This window comes from Mucilaginibacter sp. P5_A4 (genome assembly GCF_056400605.1).
Genome location: NZ_JBFUKX010000002.1, coordinates 103,348 through 119,147, shown reverse-complemented (window position 1 = coordinate 119,147; position 15,800 = coordinate 103,348). Strand labels below are relative to the sequence as shown.

Sequence of the window (15,800 nt, the reverse complement as noted above, 5' to 3'; positions counted from 1 at the left end):
TATTAACCTGCAGTTGGTTTGTTTAGCGCAGTAAAGTTAAATTGTACCGTAAAGTGATTTTGTACTTGTTCCTTTATGTAGATTTATTTTTACGGCTTAATTTATTGTACAAAACCTTTATCAAATCACAAGAGCATGAAAAAAAACTTACCTCTTCCTGAAGAAGCCACAACTTTGTTTTTAGCTATCCTATTGTGTTTTGACATCAAAAATGCATCCGCCCTTTAAGCAAATAAACATGGTTGAAAAAGAAATAAGTTCATCAAAAAAGCGAATTAAGTTGAAGGCCTGTACCAAATGCCACACCAATACAGGCCAAAGGATACACCGGTCATTATTAATTAAGACTTTATTGTTTTGGTTGCCGATACAGAGCTACCGATGCAAAACCTGTCATAAAAAGTTCTTGCTGTTTGGAAAGTAAAGCAGCATAATGCCGGTAACACATGTATTCAAGCCGGTAAATGGTCGTTATCGCCAAAGCCGTTTGTCATAATTTACAGGCGAAAAACTGTTTGCGGGGCTTGCCAAATTTAATTAGTTATAAGTATTTTAAAATCCTATTTTTAGCGCCGCAAATAAAGGTACAGTAGTGCCCTTATTTTAGGTTAACGAAAATAGCAATGAAAGTTTTAAAATTTGGCGGTACATCAGTGGGTAGCCCCGCCCGTATGAAGAACCTGCTCGACATTATTAATCCTGCAGAAAGACAAATAGTTGTACTTTCGGCAGTGTCTGGTACTACAAATAACCTGGTGGAGATTGGTCAGGCTTACTTAAACGGCGATAAGAAGAAGGCTGTTGGCCTGATTAGTATCCTGAAAGATAAGTACGAACTGTTCATCCAGGAATTATTTGCCGATCCCGAATATTTAAAACAAGGCAAAGAAGTGATCGATTATCATTTTGCGTTGCTCAGCAACCTGGCTAATGACCAGTTTACTGCTGTTGAAGAGAAGGTGATACTGGCACAAGGCGAACTATTATCTACTACACTATACCATGTTTATCTGAAAGAGATAGGCATACCATCGGTATTACTGCCTGCCTTGGATTTTATGAAGATAGATGAGGATAATGAGCCTATTGTTGATTATATCACCGAAAAGATCAGTCCTTTATTAGATAAACATCCCCAAGTTAATTTATTTATTACCCAGGGATTTATTTGCCGCAATGCCTTTGGCGAGATTGATAACCTGCGCCGTGGCGGCAGTGATTATACTGCATCGCTGATAGGGGCCGGCATCCGCAGCGAAGAGGTGCAAATCTGGACTGATATTGACGGAATGCATAACAATGATCCGCGGATTGTAAAAGGTACGCAGCCTATTGCCCAGCTATCATTTGATGAGGCAGCCGAGCTGGCTTATTTTGGAGCCAAAATATTGCATCCGCAAAGCGTGTTTCCGGCACAAAAATATAAGATCCCGGTACGCCTGCTTAATACCATGGACCCGCAGGCCCAGGGTACCCTGATCACCAACACCAGCGAGAAGGACAAGATCAAATCTATTGCTGCGAAGGATGGCATTACGGCTATCAAAATCCAATCGAGCAGGATGCTACTGGCACATGGTTTTTTGAGGAAGGTGTTTGAGGTTTTTGAGCGTTATAAAACATCTATTGATATGATCACCACATCCGAGGTGGCTGTTTCATTAACCATTGATGATACTACTTACCTGGGCGAGATCACCAGCGAACTTAACGCATTTGGCTCTGTAGAGCTGGATGTAAATCATACCATCATTTGCGTAGTAGGTGATTTTGGTGCCGAAAAGCATGGCTATGCGGCCCGTGTACTGGAGGCTGTAAAACATATCCCCTTGAGGATGATATCATACGGCGGTAGTGATCATAACCTGTCATTACTGGTAAAAACCGACGATAAGGTGGAAACTTTGAGGAGTTTGCATAACAGGCTGTTTTGAGTTCGCATTTAGGATGTTCGGTTTCGGATTTATCCTTTTTGACTTTTTAATTTTGATTTTTGACTTTTCTAACCATGTTCAATACCAATACCATAAATAAATTTCAGCAACTGGATACCCCCTTTTATTATTACGATATGGAGGTATTGCGCCAAACTTTAGATGCCTGTCGCGATGCTTCGGCTAAGCATGGTTTTCATGTGCATTATGCTATGAAGGCCAATTTTAATCCTAAGGTTTTGGATATGATCCAGTCTTTTGGTTTTGGTGCCGATTGTGTAAGCGGTAATGAGGTAAAGGCTGCTATTGATCATGGTTTTGATAAAGGCAGGGTGGTTTTTGCAGGTGTAGGTAAATCCGACAGGGAAATAAACCTGGCCCTTGATGCAGATATTTTTTGCTTTAATGTGGAATCGGTACAGGAGCTTGAAGTAATAAACGAGCTGGCATCCGCCAAAGGTAAAAAGGCAAATGTGGCTATCCGTATCAACCCTAATGTGGATGCGCATACGCACCATTTTATCACAACAGGGCTCGACGAGAACAAGTTCGGCATTAATATATGGCAGCTGCCCGATGTGGCCACCGCATTGCGCAAATGTGCCAGCCTGCAGTTTTTAGGCATCCACTTCCATATTGGCTCACAAATTACCGATCTGGAGGTTTATAAAAGCCTTTGTACCCGTATTAATGAAATGCAGGATTGGTTTGAGGATCATGGTTTTCCGGTTAAGGTACTGAACACAGGCGGTGGTTTAGGCGTAGATTATTACAGCCCCGATACCAACATTGCTGATTTTGAAAACTATTTCCAGGTATTTAAAAGCTTCCTGAACGTAAAGCCTGGCCAGGAAGTGCATTTTGAGCTTGGCCGCGCGCTGGTAGCCCAAAGCGCATCGCTGATATCGAGGGTGCTGTATGTTAAAAATGGTAAAAAGAAAAACTTCCTGGTATTGGATGCCGGTATGACCGAACTGATTCGCCCGATGCTTTACCAGGCTTATCATCAAATTGAGAATTTAAGTCGAAATTCAAAATTCAAAATTCAAAATGAAATACCGGCAACCGGCAACCGGCAACCGGCGACTGATTTAAAATACGACGTAGTAGGCCCCATATGCGAAAGTACAGATTGCTTTCAGAAAGATGTTGACCTGCCCGAATCATTCCGTGGCGACCTGATAGCTGTACGCACAGCAGGCGCATATGGCGAGGTTATGGCATCGGGCTATAACCTGCGTGACAGGGTTGGGAGCATTTATTCGGAGCAGGCTAAAACTTAACTCCAACCCTGAACTGTACATAAGTGCTGCCTTCAATAACTGCAAAATATTGCTGAAATTGCACAAAATAGGAGAAGGCTACATAAGTAGGCGTTTTATAACTTATGTAGTCATTGTTGCTATTGTTGTAAATATTGTCGTTACCCAATGTTTCGCCAACAAATATCCTGAAACCCATCTGCGTGTTTGGTTTTCTGCCGTGAAACACAATTTCGCTGGTTAAGCCTCCGGTGAACAGATCGGTACGGGTATCGGTATAAAAATTTGGCTGACCTGTTACTGCCCTCCTGAAACGTGCATAGTCGCCAAATTCGTGACTATAAGCAGCTTCAAAACCAATTATCCTGATATCTGTACGGCTATCATTATTGATAAAAAAGTTACCCGATAACCGGCCGCCAACAGCGCCAAAAAACTTATTCTTAAAATAAAATGGATCGGCGGGCTGCAGATCGTTATTAGCATAATTACCCAGCGAGGTAAAAGCCCCATAAGCCAGGTTAAAATTTTTAAAGGTATTGGCGTGGCTTATATTAACCTGCCCGCTGGTAAGCTGGTCATTAAAGTTGGGGCTGTAATCAAGCACCAGCGCCCCCGAAATATAAGTGGCCGATTTTGTACTATCCATCGACATGGGTTTGGGCATATAAGCTATGTCGCTATGGTGCAAAGCAGGGCCGTAAACATGATCGCTACATGAACTTAATATACCAAGGGTGAGTAATGCAGGCAGGTAAAATTTTATTTTCATAAGAGGCGGGAGATTAGGTGTAAGGGTTACATATTGTAAACCTTTATCAATAATACGCAAATCTGCCAGATAAATAACAGGGGATATAAATTAATCTAACAGCCCTTTAAAATAATCATCATTAAAATCAGCAGCGTAATGGAGTGCGTTGGGCAATTTTTCAAACTCATACTGCTCATGTGTAGTTGTTAACACCACAGCCTGCATACCTGCGTTGGCGGCAGCCTCGACACCTTTGGGTACATCTTCAAATACAATACAATCGGCAGGTATAGTAGCTAAAAGTTGCGCGGCTTTTAAAAAAGTTTCGGGATGTGGTTTGCTTAATACTACGTCATCGGCGCTTACTATTGCTTTAAAGTAATGCCTGATGTTAAGGTTATCGAGCACATAATTAATATTGAAAGGGATAGCCGCCGAGCCTATAGCCATAGGGATACCCTTTTGATACGCGGCTTCTAAAAACTCCTGCAAGCCGGGCAAAAGCGCCAGGTGAGGTAAAAACTCCTGCTGGTATCTTTCTTCTTTTTTGTAGGATAGGTCGTTCATCTCATCCATGGTGAAACGATCAGGGCCAAACATTCTTACCAATACTTCGGGGTTTTTGCCGTACATCTGCTTTTTTACCTCTTCCCAGGTGAAGGCGCCACCCAGCTGGTCATTTAAAAGTGTTTGCCAGGCTTTGGTATGGTAGGGCATATCATTGATCATGGTGCCATTAAGGTCGAATATAAAGGCCTTCATATATGTGTTTTTTTGATTCTGGCGCAAACTTACAATTTAATAAAACTAAAAATTAAGTAAGGGCGCTTATTCAATATATTTTGAAAATTTGAAGATGTGTAAATTGAATCGACCTGTTTTTTAAAGCATTCAAAATCATTAAATTACCTTTCGCCAAATCAATTTTAAAGATTTCAAGCCATCACACTTCCAAATCAAACGTTTTTTATTTGACCTGACACTGTTATAGTTTGTGAAAAATTTGCCTAAATTGGCGCCTTTAATAAATAAAATAATGCAAAAAGAAGGAACAGTAAAATTTTTTAATGAGACAAAAGGTTTTGGATTTATCACACCTACAAACGGTGGTCAAGACATTTTTGTTCATTCAACAGGCCTGATCGATGAGATCCGTGAAAATGATAAAGTTGAGTTTGAAGTAGAGAACGGCAGAAAAGGCTTAAATGCGGTAAATGTAAAAGTTATCTAAGTATAATATAATCATTAAGCATACCAGGCATCCGCTTTTAAGCGGATGCCTTTTTTTATGATCAGTTATTAGTCATTTTGCTACGCTGTAATTGATTACTTGTATTTCAGGGTTGTTTTTCACCCATGTTCTAAAACGGCGTAAGCCATCAACCAAAGTTAATTATTGTTTCTTTTAGCCTTTCCCAAAACTGGCATTGTTGTTGTTTGTTGTAGTATAGGTTAAATTATCACATTAAAACGCAAAAAATGAAAGATCAAGCGAAAATTATAGCTGCACTATTAGTTGGTGCCGCAGCGGGTGCTGCATTAGGTTTATTGTTGGCCCCCGAAAAAGGTGGTGAACTGAGAGACGATATTGCAGATTATATAAATGACCTTGTAGATACAGCTAAAACCAAAGCGCAATCAACAGCGAGCGGCATTAATGACGCTTTTGAAAAGGCAAAAACAAAATTTAACGGCACCGTTAGTGACCTTTACGATTACAAAGACGATGCAATTGATTCGGCAAAATCAAAGGCTAAAGATGCAGCAGACAAGGCACAGGAAGTAGCAGAAAGTGTTGTTAATGATGCCAAAACAAAAGTAAAAGGCGCTGCCAATGATTGGAATAATTCTATCCAAAACGCATAATTTTTAGTACTATACTACCTAATATTTAGTACTATATTGAAAAACAAAAAACCAGGCCATGATGCCTGGTTTTTTGTTTTTATGGGTATTGTTGTTTTATTTAACCTCTAAAGTATTGTTCTTTTCATTGGCATCCATAAATATACCGCCATCTAAGTTTACTGTTTTGATGGTTTTAGCAGTTTTAATATTTACCAGGATCTGTTTCTGATTATTCTGCCAAACAGCGGGTGTTTGGTGAACAGTTTGGGTTGTACCATCGGTATAAGTGATCTTAACATCAAATGGGACGGCAAAACCACCTGCGTTTTTTATATTGGTTGTATAGCCGCCTGCAACTTTGTTTATCTTTTGCAGATCAAGATCGATATAATAATTGGTGAAAAACCAGTTGTTAAAAAACCAGTCAAGATTTCGGCCCGATAGATTGCTCATGGAGTTAAAATAATCCCATGGGATAGGGTGTTTGCCATGCCAGCGGTCCATATAACCATGCAAAGCTTTTTTAAACAATTCATCGCCTAACATGTCTTTTAAAGCAAAATGGCTTAATGCTGGTTTACCGTAAGCGTTATTACCGTAACCAGCCCTTAACTCGCTTGATGGAGTAATAATTGGCAGGTCTTCGGATGTTGAGGGATCATGGATCCACTTGTCGATCCTGAAGTCTTTAAAAAGTTGATCAGCTTTTTCGGCCCCTACTTCATCTGTACCTATCAGGCGTTCAAAAGTAGTCGCCCAGCCTTCGTCCATAAAGGCGTAACGGCTTTCGTTAATACCCATGTAGAAGGGGAAATAAGTGTGTGCTATTTCATGATCCTGCACAAAGGCCGAAAACTGAATATCATCGGTATGACTATCGTTTACCATCATTGGATATTCCATATCTGCAAATCCCTGGAATGCGGTCATTTTAGGGAAAGGGTAAGGTACCCCCGGCCAGTTGCGCGATAACCAGCTCAAAGAGTGCCTACCGGACTGTACAGCGTGATGGAAATCGGCTGCGCTATCCTGAAACGCAGCTTGCATGCTTGCCCTGCGGTGGGTGGCATCATCAACAATGGCGCTGGCAGCATCCCATACATAATGATCGCTGATGCCAACAGCCATATCGCTGATGTCATTAGCTTTCCAGATCCATGAATTTTGATCTTTTTGAGCCGTAATGTTCTTTTTAGCCAGATCGGTAGCTGTAGCTACATGTATGGTCGAGTCGCTGGTCATTGATGCTTCCAGGCGTTTAGCATATTCGGGCTGTAATACCGCTGTAGGGTTTTGTAGGGTGCCGGTAGCCCATACAATATAGTTTTTAGGAGCATTTACAGTAAGCGTATAATCATTAAAATCATTATAAAATTCCTGGGCATCTAAAAACGGAAGCCTGTCCCAGCCATTATAATCATCGTAAACAGATACCCTTGGATAAAAATAAGCCAGGTAATATGTGGTTGGGTCAATCATTCCCTCGCGGCCGCTTTCAAGCGAGATCTGGAAATGCCAGTCAATATCTAATTTTACCTGCTCATGCGGCGCCAGGGGTTTATTTAAACTAACCGCCATATTGGTTGATGCTCCGGCCCCATTTATTTTTGCGGGTTCGCCGTTAACCAAAAATTTATCAAACTGAATGCCTGATGTTAAGTAATCTGGACTGGCATCTCCAAACCTGGCCACCCCCGGTTTGTGTATATTCAGTATCAGCTTCATGTTAAGCCTTTTCAACGTATCCGGGCTGTTGTTTTCATAAGTTATAGTTTCAGTGCCTTTTATATTTCTATCTGGTGGCAGGGCGGTAATAGTAATGTTGTAAACGCCGTGATTTTGCCAGTATTTTTTTCCTGGATTGCCATCTGCCTGCCGGGTTCCTTTGTTAAAAGCTTTCTGTACATCGCGCGGCATATACAAGTTTTGTGCCTGTACCTGCATTAGGGCAAAATAGGATAATGCGGTTAGCATAATGGGTTTGATCATGTTCATAGTTAAAATAAATTGTTGCCTGGATAATGTAAAGATGCTTCTTGGAATAAAAAGTTACAAAATAAATTAAAAAACCAATATACTTACTTATTGGTCAGTTTTTGGTAACAAAAGTGTAACATCCGTTTAATTAAGGGTAAATGTTTTGGTAGTATGGAAAATATTTTTTTTATTTGTTCAAGTTATTTTAATAGGGGTATTAAATAACTAATATTTGGGCCATCCGCTTTTTGTGGATGGCCTTATTTTTTTAAGGAAATTTCGATATATACATTAATTTTCAGTCAGGTATTCTTTTGATATAATCATGAACAGGTGGTCATTATCTGTTGACTCATCCAGGCATTCTGTAAGCAACTGATTTACCTTTTCGTATTTCAGTAGGTTGGCTATCATCATTAGCATCCGGCATGATGTGATGTTTACATGTTCCAGTAATTGAATGTACATAATGATATCAAAGTCGCTTAAAATAGTCATAGGAGGCTTTTCATCCAGGCAAAACTGGTCTTTAACGATAGCTTTTAAAGGGTTACAATTTTTGTCGGAGGGTATTTCGTTCATGTAAATGTAAACTTCATCCATTCGGATTATTTGTTTCTTTATATCCCACCAAAACTCATTTATAGCCAGTTTTAAATTGTTAAATGAAGCCAGGCTGATAATGTGCTCAAGTTTATTATCCAGGTAGCATTTGCCAAAGTATAACCGGTTAAGATTGTGAATGAATACCTGCTTTAACAGATGAGGCTCTAAGGTATTACGGGTATTATTATTCATGTTATAATAATTGAAACTTTATTAAGAATAAGGAGTGCATTACAATTAACCAGTATATAGGGTACACTAAGAAGCATGTATGTTTTATTTTGTTTTAATGTGTATGGATAAACTAACTTTGCCCACTGATAAGTACAGTTATGAAATATAAATTAGGCGATTTTGTAAGGTTTGTTGATGAAAAAATGGAAGGTTTTATAACCCGTATCATCGACGACCAGATGATTGGCGTTACCGGCGAGGACGAGTTTGAGATACCGGTGCTGGCTAGTAAAGTTACCACTGTACACGGCTACGAGCCTGCCGGGTCAAAAAAAAATGCTGTTGCTGAGGAAAAACTAGTTGATTTATCGCAGTTTGATAAAAAAGGTATTTATGTTGGTGTTGTTGCAGATGCGAAGGCGCAATCGGTAGTACATTTTCATTTGGTGAATACTACATCGTTCCAGTTGCTTGCTGCGTTCAGTACCGAAAAGCAGCAGGTGTTTAAAGGTGAGTTTTCCGGGGTAATAGCGCCGCGCTCATCAGAAAATATCTATTCTGCCCAACTGGCCGATCTGCAGCTATGGCCCACGTTTATTTTTCATGTTATTTATAATACGAAGCAAAATATTGAGCCACCAGCGCCATTGGTAGTGAAAGAAAAATTTAAGGCGAAAGATTTTTCGACAACAAAAAAACAGGTGCCTTTATTAAATCAGCCAGGTTGGATCATCAGGCTTGATGAACCGGAGTTGGTAATAGATGCCCAAAAACTGAAGGAAAGCTTTTTTAAGCCTGCTGAGGAAAAAGTTGTATTTGAAAAACCGGTAAGCGAGGTTGACCTGCATATTGAAAAACTGCGGGACGACTACCAGTTTTTGCAGAGCAGCGAAATGCTGTCTATCCAGCTGGCGCATTTCCATAAAGCCCTTGATGCCGCTATTGTACACCAACTACCCGATATAACTTTTATACACGGTGCCGGTAATGGTACATTGCGGCACGAACTGCAAAAAGTATTAAGTAAACACCCTAAAGTACAAACCTTTATGGATGCAAGGAAAGAGAAGTTTGGTTATGGGGCAACTAAGGTAATGTTGAAATAAAAATATAAAATTAGGTGGCCGAAACAATCACGTTATACAAGGCAGGTACTTGTTTTGCATACCGAGATTGTTTTTACTTTAATCTTTATATGTAACTGCTACAATGTATCCGGATTGGGGATAAAATTCATAAACGCCTGGAATTTGGCATAGTAGTTTTGCATGTTAAGCTGGTAATAATAGGCACCGCGTTTGGAGCCGGCTTTATCCTTATCTGCCAGTTTAATAAGCAACCCTGTAGCCAGTACACGCTTGCTGAAGTTGCGTTTATCGATAGTGGTATTAAAAACACTTTCGTACAGGATCTGCAGCTGGGGAATGGTGAATTTGGTAGGTAAAAGCTCAAACAGGATAGGATGCATAGCCGCTTTGTAACGGATACGCTTACGGGCCTGCTCTACCATTTCCTGTTGATCAAATATCAGTTTTGGAACACGCTTAAGCTGGAACCATTCGGCATGGTAGTCGGCGCTTATCTGTGTTTCGTATTTATGAATATCTATCAGGGCGAAATAGGCAACCGATACAGTACGCTCCAAAGGGTCCCGGTTCGGGTCGCCAAAGGAGTATAATTGTTCAAGGTACACGCCTTCCAGGCCGGTTAATTGCTTTAAAATGCGGTTAGCAGCCTGGTCCAAACTTTCATCGTTCTGCACAAAACCGCCCATCAAACTCCAGTTGCCTTTTTCGGGCTGAAAGTCCCTTTTAATCAATAATATTTTTAGAACCTCCCCATCAAAGCCAAAAATTATGCAATCTACCGCTAATAATAACCTGGTTTGTTTGGAATACTTAAGCATTTTTTACCTTGAACTTTTGTTATAAAAACAAATATAAAATAACATTTGATATATGTGAACTAAATGAAAAATGTAAGAACAATCTGGTACATGAATGTAAACAACCGGGAAGATTTGTAGTGTTTTAATAACACTTATATCCAGTTTAATGCACTTTTATCTAAAATGAATTTTCCCGGTATTAATATTTGCATGCGAGGGAAAAATATTTAACTGATTCGAAAAAAAATATTGAAATATTCGGGGCAAAATCAATGTGTCTTTTTTGCAAAATCAACAACGATTTCACCGATTTTTCAATGATGATTTCACCGATTTTAAGAAGCTGTCTAAAAATAGATAAAAAGATCGTCATTGCGAGGTACCCATCAGGGTAACCCTGGAAAAAAAAGTAATGACATGTAGGTTTAAACCAAGCAATCGGCTTTGTATGCTGGCAACGACTCACCCCGGCTACTCCGCCAGTCGGCGGATGGCCGACCCTCTTCAACTTCGTTGGAAAGAGGGTTTAAAACATTTTTATTGATTTTTCCAATCCCCTCTATGCGCAAGCGGAGAGAGGGGTGACAAGCGCAGCGATGTCGGGGTGAGTCGGCTCGCCGCCATGCTGAAACATCATTTCAGTTTATAGAATCATTAAAATATATTCTGATAATCAGCGCTTTAAAAACACGTCATTGCGAGGTGCGAAGCAATCCCAAAGTGTGCAGATCGGATTTGTAAAGCTACTCTGTAAGGCGGGGATTATTAATGTTGTGTTTTGATTTTTATAGGCATTAATGAGCTCCCTACGGTCGGTTATCTTCGTACCTCGCAATGACGTATTTGATTTTCAAGGTGTGAAGGCCTGTCAGTCTGAGCCTGTCGAAGACTCGCGCGGAGAGGCCTTTTCCCACTATGCTTCGACAGGCTCAGCATGACAGCCCTTTTAGCAACGTCATTCCCCCTTCAGAGTCCCCGGATTTTACTACTCGCAATGACGAGTAAATCAAATTTAAACGGCTTCTTATTAATCGGTTCTTATCATTTTCAAATCTTCAAATTATCAGATTCTCAAATTATTCCCTACTTCGCCTTCCTGATATATATACTGCCAAAGGTGGTTTTCATCATGATCTCGGGGCCGCCGCCGGCTATTTTGCCGTATACCCAGTCATCAATTTTAAGGCCGTACATACCGTCCTTATTGCTGCGGGTAACGTTGGGTTTATGCTGATCGGTTACTACGTCAAAATCGGTAAAGATGTCGCTACGGTCGGATTTTAGCTTCACGTTGGCTTTCATACCGGCGGGGAAGGTTACATCAATTTTCCCGTTGAGGGTAGAGAAAGCCATAGCTGCTTTCGGATCGATAGATCTGAAGCTAACGATTACCGGACCGTTTACCGTAGTAGCCACTACCGAGCCTGATATATCGGTTAGTTTGATGCTTCCGTTCACGTTGCTTACTTCCAGCTCGCCATCAAGGTTGCTGCCGGTTATATCGCCCCCGTTTACGGTTGATATTTTAAACGTGCCTGCAGATTTTGGAACCTTGATAGTGAGGTTAACGGATTTACCCATGCTGCTGCGTACATTAACCTGGTTGTTTTTTTCATCGGCGCTGATATCCATCCCGTTGCTGTTTAAACGGCGCATGCCGCTTACCTTTTCTTTTTCTTTCTCACGCTCTTTCCGCTTTTCATCAACCTGTCCTTCAACCATAATGGTTTTGCCGTCGTAGCCGGTTACTGTTATCGAGCCATCTATCAAACCTACATTTAGTTTATAGGGTTTACCCGGATCGCTCAGCGGAACAACCAGTTGCTCCTGCGCCCATAAACGGGTGGTTAATAGTATGGCGGCTGCAAATACACTTAAAATCTTTATCGTTTTCATGTTACCTTTGTTATTGCTGTTTTTTGATATAAATATTCCCGTTAAGGGTTTCAAATTTGAAAAGTTTACCGCCCGAGCCGATGCGTACATCGGAGTTTGAGCTCATCTTATACGTAGTACCTGCACCGCTTTTTGCTTCGGTTTTTACAACCTTGCTTGGCATCACCTCGGCATCAGGAAAATCGGTAAAGAACTGGCCGTTCATGCTTTTGAAGGACAGGTCTGCCGATAGATTGGCGGGATAGGTAATATTCATCTGCCCGTTTATGGTATGGTATGATGATTCGCCGGGAGGCACAGCCAGGTAGTTAACCGTTACCGGGCCATTTACGGTACGCGCAATGGTAGTACCCTTGGCGTTGATGATCTCTAAAGAACCATTTACATTATTAACCTTCAATGAACCGTAAACATCCTTAACCGTAACATGACCATCGTTCACTGTTGAAACAGCAAGGCTCATATTAAAAGGCACTTTGATAGTGTATTCCAGTTGTACTATGTAATTCCGGTGGTGCTCTTTGTCATTACGGTCCCAATTGTGTGGGCGGGTATCGTATGGTTCGGCAGTATAAGCTATTACGCTATCTGCTTTCTGGTCAAAGCCAAGTTTAAATTCTTTTTTGGCCAGGTCAACGTCGGCCTGGGTTTTACCTTTAATTGTTTGGTCAATTTCCATCAACACCTTATCGCCTGCGTAACCCTCTACATTAATGCTTCCCCAAATGTTGTACACAACCACTATACCTTTGCCAAAAGTAAACTGCTTGCTGATGTGCTCCTTATATTCCTGGCCATGTGCCAGTGTTTGGGCAAAACAAAGCCCCAGCGCCGTAAAAACGGTGATCAATGTTGTTTTCATAAATGGTTATTTTTTTTAAATGAGTTGTGTTATGGTTTGCTTTATCTTGTCTTTTACGCCAGGGTTAAGGTCCTTTTGTTTTAATAGTTGTTTAAATGAATTTACCGATCCTTTTTCCTGCAGCTTAAGCATCACATCGGCAATGGCCGATTGCATCAGCGGCGAATCCTGCTGAATGATGGATTGAATGAGCCCCTGCCTTACTTCCGGGTGCGCGGCCAGGTGGGTTAGGGCATCCAGCGTGCTTAAACGTACATTTACGTTCGGGTCGTTGTTCAGCGTGGCAAATAAGGCGTCAATCACTTCCTTATCGGCATGCCTGATCTCGCTGGTATAGCTCACCCCCCTGATGCGCTCAGATGCCGAAGGATTTTCCAGCAGGGCCAGCATCATGGTTTGCTTTAGCTCATGTACCTGCGATGTAAGGGCCTGTAACTGTTCATCCTGCTTACCGGCAGTACCGGTGCCGAAAACCAGGAACCCGCATCCAAAACCTATGAGCACTATAAGCAAACTGTAAGCCAGCGGCCAGCGGGGCTGCCATTGCCATAAACGGGCCAGCTGATCTGTAATACTGAATGCCTCTTTTTTCTCCTCAACTGATTCCCTATAGGTATCCAGCATCGCCTTAAACTTTACCGGCATATGGGCGCTGGGTTGGGGTACTTCTATACCGCCCATTAAATCCCAAACCTGCTGTATGGCGGTAAGTTCCTGCAGGCAGCCTTCGCAACCTGTTATATGCTTTTCAAATTCTTCACGCTCAGCAGCGCTTAGCTGCCCGCCTATATAGCCGCTAAATTTTTCCTCGTATTGCTCACAATTCATCTTCATCCTGTTTAACCTTCCATCCTGGTATAAATATCCTTTAATTCCTGCATGGCTCTAAAGGCACGTACTTTGGCGGCCCCTTCGGTTATGCCTAATATTTGTCCTATCTCCTGGTATTTCAGTTCCTGGAAACGGCTAAGCGTTAATATTTCACGGTTATCATCACTTAGTTTTTTCATCGCCGTATATAGGCCGGCATTAGCCTGCTTTTTTTCCAGGTGCTCATCAGCGCTGGCACCACCGGGCAGCCTGTCGGCCATTTCGGCGGCATCATAATGCGTCCCGTGTATGTTGCCTTTCTTTTTAACTTCATCCTTTAGTACATTGCGTGCTATCTGGTACATCCAGGCCATAAACTCACCTTCGCCGGTAAAACTGTTGCGGTACCGCAGCATTTTGTAAAACACGGTTTGCACCATATCCTCGCTGGCCTCGCGCTGATAGGTCATGTGGAACAGGAAGCCATACAGCGAACGGTAATGCCTTTCGAACAGCAAACCCATCCTTTCCAGATCTCCGGCTTTTACCCGGAGCATAATCGTGTTATCACTTAATGCGTTCAAAAAAGACTCGGTCGGTTTAATTTATATATTGGAGACAGCAGGAAAATAAAATGGTTACAGGAAATTAGAAAAAAAATCGTGGATTTTTTTGATAAAAGATTTTTGGACAAAAGACAAAGGACGTTCGGACTTTCAGACAAAAGCAGGCAAACACATCTTTAGTCTGAAAGTCCTTCGTCTGAAAATCTGAAAGTCCTTTGTCTGAAAGTCCTTTGTCCGAAAGTCCGAAAGTCCTTCATCCGAAAGTCCAAAAATCTTTGCTCCTTCATCTATTCTGGATATATTTAACCTCATGCAAATACACCAGCAAATTCTTCGCCTGCGGGAGCGCAAACGGGGTTTTCATTTAATTACTGCCGAAGTTTTACAGGCCATACCGCAAATAGCGGGCATGCGCGTGGGGATGATGCAGGTTTTTATCCAGCATACTTCGGCATCGCTTACCATTAATGAAAATGCCGACCCAACCGTTCGCCTGGATTTTGAAATGTATTTTAACAAGGCTGTACCCGAAAACGATCCCGATTACCGCCACGATGATGAGGGATCTGACGATATGCCGGCTCATTTAAAAGCAGCCATGCTGGGTAGTTCGGTAATGGTGCCTATCCGCAACGGTCGCCCTGCCTTTGGCACCTGGCAGGGTATTTACCTGTGCGAGCATAGAAATTATGGCGGTAGCCGCGACCTGGTTATTACCGCCTGGGGCGAGTAGGGTATAAGTTATAAACCACGCAGGTATCACCCGGCTTATTTATAAATGTTTGGGATTTTCACGATTCAAAATATTCCACAGGTTCCAGGTCATTCAATTCCTCATCAGTAAATAACCTCGAGCGGATAATAAACCTGATACCCATCGGGATTTCGATGGAGAAGCTGGAACCCCTGCCTGGAGTAACATCAAGGGTAAGATGTGTGTGCCGCCAGTATTCAAACTGATCTATGCTCATAAAAAATTCGCTGCCTGCTACTTCGCCAATTTTTACATCGCTGCTGCCAATTTTAAAGTCACCCTTTTCAAAACACATAGGCGACGAGCCATCACAACACCCCCCGCTTTGATGAAACATCAGCGGCCCAAATTTGGTCTTTAGCTCAGCTATCACCTTTTCGGCTTCGGGGGTAATGGAAACTCTTTTGGTCATAGTAGGTACGGTTGTAAGGATAATCCTTTTTTAAGAGGTTGGCTTGCAAAATAGCAG

The 15,800-nt window shown here is 41.7% G+C and carries 16 protein-coding genes; 6 read left to right on the top strand and 10 right to left on the bottom strand.

Annotated features, from left to right (window positions below):
* Positions 1 to 623: 623 nt before the first annotated feature.
* Positions 624 to 1,934: an aspartate kinase gene (locus tag AC1DQW_RS02340; RefSeq protein ID WP_477452659.1), complete on the top strand. Its 1,311-nt coding sequence runs from the start codon at positions 624 to 626 to the stop codon at positions 1,932 to 1,934.
* Between the two features lie 74 nt (positions 1,935 to 2,008).
* Complete coding sequence (gene lysA, locus AC1DQW_RS02335) at positions 2,009 to 3,217, top strand: diaminopimelate decarboxylase (RefSeq protein ID WP_477452762.1); 1,209 nt, start codon at positions 2,009 to 2,011, stop codon at positions 3,215 to 3,217.
* Here the strand turns inward: lysA and AC1DQW_RS02330 are convergent.
* Both AC1DQW_RS02330 and AC1DQW_RS02325 read right to left on the bottom strand, forming a co-directional pair.
* Positions 3,207 to 3,968 carry a hypothetical protein gene (locus AC1DQW_RS02330; protein WP_477452658.1) on the bottom strand — a complete coding sequence of 254 codons (762 nt, stop codon included), beginning with the start codon at positions 3,966 to 3,968 and terminating at the stop codon, positions 3,207 to 3,209. The two genes, lysA and AC1DQW_RS02330, sit on opposite strands and share 11 nt — an antisense overlap.
* Before the next feature lie 90 nt (positions 3,969 to 4,058).
* Positions 4,059 to 4,712, bottom strand: a complete 654-nt coding sequence (locus tag AC1DQW_RS02325) for an HAD family hydrolase (protein ID WP_477452657.1) — start codon at positions 4,710 to 4,712, stop codon at positions 4,059 to 4,061.
* A gap of 274 nt (positions 4,713 to 4,986) precedes the next feature.
* Here AC1DQW_RS02325 and AC1DQW_RS02320 point away from each other — a divergent pair, with 274 nt between their 5' ends.
* Positions 4,987 to 5,181: a cold-shock protein gene (locus AC1DQW_RS02320; protein WP_477406851.1), complete on the top strand. Its 195-nt coding sequence runs from the start codon at positions 4,987 to 4,989 to the stop codon at positions 5,179 to 5,181.
* A gap of 248 nt (positions 5,182 to 5,429) precedes the next feature.
* The gene (locus AC1DQW_RS02315; protein ID WP_477452656.1) at positions 5,430 to 5,816 is read left to right on the top strand and encodes a YtxH domain-containing protein; all 387 of its coding nucleotides are present in this window, start codon (positions 5,430 to 5,432) and stop codon (positions 5,814 to 5,816) included.
* A gap of 96 nt (positions 5,817 to 5,912) precedes the next feature.
* Here AC1DQW_RS02315 and AC1DQW_RS02310 read toward each other — a convergent pair whose 3' ends face one another.
* Together AC1DQW_RS02310 and AC1DQW_RS02305 are read right to left on the bottom strand one after the other, a co-directional pair.
* Complete coding sequence (locus tag AC1DQW_RS02310; protein ID WP_477452655.1) at positions 5,913 to 7,793, bottom strand: M1 family metallopeptidase; 1,881 nt, start codon at positions 7,791 to 7,793, stop codon at positions 5,913 to 5,915.
* 273 nt (positions 7,794 to 8,066) lie between these two features.
* Positions 8,067 to 8,573 carry a DUF892 family protein gene (locus AC1DQW_RS02305; RefSeq protein WP_477452654.1) on the bottom strand — a complete coding sequence of 169 codons (507 nt, stop codon included), beginning with the start codon at positions 8,571 to 8,573 and terminating at the stop codon, positions 8,067 to 8,069.
* A gap of 140 nt (positions 8,574 to 8,713) precedes the next feature.
* Here AC1DQW_RS02305 and AC1DQW_RS02300 point away from each other — a divergent pair, with 140 nt between their 5' ends.
* Entirely contained in the window at positions 8,714 to 9,661 is a 948-nt protein-coding gene (locus AC1DQW_RS02300) for a Smr/MutS family protein (RefSeq protein ID WP_477452653.1), read from the top strand.
* A gap of 98 nt (positions 9,662 to 9,759) precedes the next feature.
* Here the strand turns inward: AC1DQW_RS02300 and AC1DQW_RS02295 are convergent, their stop codons facing one another.
* The 5 genes from AC1DQW_RS02295 to AC1DQW_RS02275 form a co-directional block, all read right to left on the bottom strand.
* Entirely contained in the window at positions 9,760 to 10,461 is a 702-nt protein-coding gene (locus tag AC1DQW_RS02295; protein WP_477452652.1) for an NUDIX hydrolase, read from the bottom strand.
* Positions 10,462 to 11,526: 1,065 nt separating this feature from the next.
* A complete protein-coding gene (locus AC1DQW_RS02290; protein WP_477452651.1) occupies positions 11,527 to 12,339 on the bottom strand; it encodes a DUF4097 family beta strand repeat-containing protein in 813 nt (270 codons plus the stop codon).
* 10 nt (positions 12,340 to 12,349) lie between these two features.
* Positions 12,350 to 13,201 (bottom strand): DUF4097 family beta strand repeat-containing protein, encoded by an 852-nt coding sequence (locus AC1DQW_RS02285; RefSeq protein ID WP_477452650.1) that lies wholly within the window; start codon positions 13,199 to 13,201, stop codon positions 12,350 to 12,352.
* Between the two features lie 15 nt (positions 13,202 to 13,216).
* Complete coding sequence (locus AC1DQW_RS02280) at positions 13,217 to 14,035, bottom strand: zf-HC2 domain-containing protein (RefSeq protein WP_477452649.1); 819 nt, start codon at positions 14,033 to 14,035, stop codon at positions 13,217 to 13,219.
* Between the two features lie 5 nt (positions 14,036 to 14,040).
* A complete protein-coding gene (locus tag AC1DQW_RS02275; protein ID WP_477452648.1) occupies positions 14,041 to 14,595 on the bottom strand; it encodes an RNA polymerase sigma factor in 555 nt (184 codons plus the stop codon).
* A gap of 292 nt (positions 14,596 to 14,887) precedes the next feature.
* Between AC1DQW_RS02275 and AC1DQW_RS02270 the strand changes: the two genes are divergently transcribed.
* Positions 14,888 to 15,310 (top strand): secondary thiamine-phosphate synthase enzyme YjbQ, encoded by a 423-nt coding sequence (locus tag AC1DQW_RS02270; protein WP_477452647.1) that lies wholly within the window; start codon positions 14,888 to 14,890, stop codon positions 15,308 to 15,310.
* A gap of 58 nt (positions 15,311 to 15,368) precedes the next feature.
* Here the strand turns inward: AC1DQW_RS02270 and AC1DQW_RS02265 are convergent, their stop codons facing one another.
* On the bottom strand, positions 15,369 to 15,743 hold the full coding sequence (locus AC1DQW_RS02265; RefSeq protein ID WP_477452646.1) for a DUF779 domain-containing protein: 375 nt from the start codon (positions 15,741 to 15,743) through the stop codon (positions 15,369 to 15,371).
* Between the last annotated feature and the right edge of the window lie 57 nt (positions 15,744 to 15,800).

What these genes read in the sequence shown, in the direction of transcription:
- AC1DQW_RS02315 (WP_477452656.1), top strand. Translation starts at nt 5,430, where the DNA reads ATGAAAGATCAAGCGAAAATTATAGCTGCACTATTAGTTGGTGCCGCA.
- AC1DQW_RS02295 (WP_477452652.1), bottom strand. Translation starts at nt 10,461, where the DNA reads ATGCTTAAGTATTCCAAACAAACCAGGTTATTATTAGCGGTAGATTGC.
- AC1DQW_RS02280 (WP_477452649.1), bottom strand. Translation starts at nt 14,035, where the DNA reads ATGAAGATGAATTGTGAGCAATACGAGGAAAAATTTAGCGGCTATATA.
- AC1DQW_RS02290 (WP_477452651.1), bottom strand. Translation starts at nt 12,339, where the DNA reads ATGAAAACGATAAAGATTTTAAGTGTATTTGCAGCCGCCATACTATTA.
- lysA (WP_477452762.1), top strand. Translation starts at nt 2,009, where the DNA reads ATGTTCAATACCAATACCATAAATAAATTTCAGCAACTGGATACCCCC.
- AC1DQW_RS02310 (WP_477452655.1), bottom strand. Translation starts at nt 7,793, where the DNA reads ATGAACATGATCAAACCCATTATGCTAACCGCATTATCCTATTTTGCC.
- AC1DQW_RS02325 (WP_477452657.1), bottom strand. Translation starts at nt 4,712, where the DNA reads ATGAAGGCCTTTATATTCGACCTTAATGGCACCATGATCAATGATATG.
- AC1DQW_RS02320 (WP_477406851.1), top strand. Translation starts at nt 4,987, where the DNA reads ATGCAAAAAGAAGGAACAGTAAAATTTTTTAATGAGACAAAAGGTTTT.
- AC1DQW_RS02270 (WP_477452647.1), top strand. Translation starts at nt 14,888, where the DNA reads ATGCAAATACACCAGCAAATTCTTCGCCTGCGGGAGCGCAAACGGGGT.
- AC1DQW_RS02285 (WP_477452650.1), bottom strand. Translation starts at nt 13,201, where the DNA reads ATGAAAACAACATTGATCACCGTTTTTACGGCGCTGGGGCTTTGTTTT.
- AC1DQW_RS02265 (WP_477452646.1), bottom strand. Translation starts at nt 15,743, where the DNA reads ATGACCAAAAGAGTTTCCATTACCCCCGAAGCCGAAAAGGTGATAGCT.
- AC1DQW_RS02330 (WP_477452658.1), bottom strand. Translation starts at nt 3,968, where the DNA reads ATGAAAATAAAATTTTACCTGCCTGCATTACTCACCCTTGGTATATTA.
- AC1DQW_RS02340 (WP_477452659.1), top strand. Translation starts at nt 624, where the DNA reads ATGAAAGTTTTAAAATTTGGCGGTACATCAGTGGGTAGCCCCGCCCGT.
- AC1DQW_RS02300 (WP_477452653.1), top strand. Translation starts at nt 8,714, where the DNA reads ATGAAATATAAATTAGGCGATTTTGTAAGGTTTGTTGATGAAAAAATG.
- AC1DQW_RS02305 (WP_477452654.1), bottom strand. Translation starts at nt 8,573, where the DNA reads ATGAATAATAATACCCGTAATACCTTAGAGCCTCATCTGTTAAAGCAG.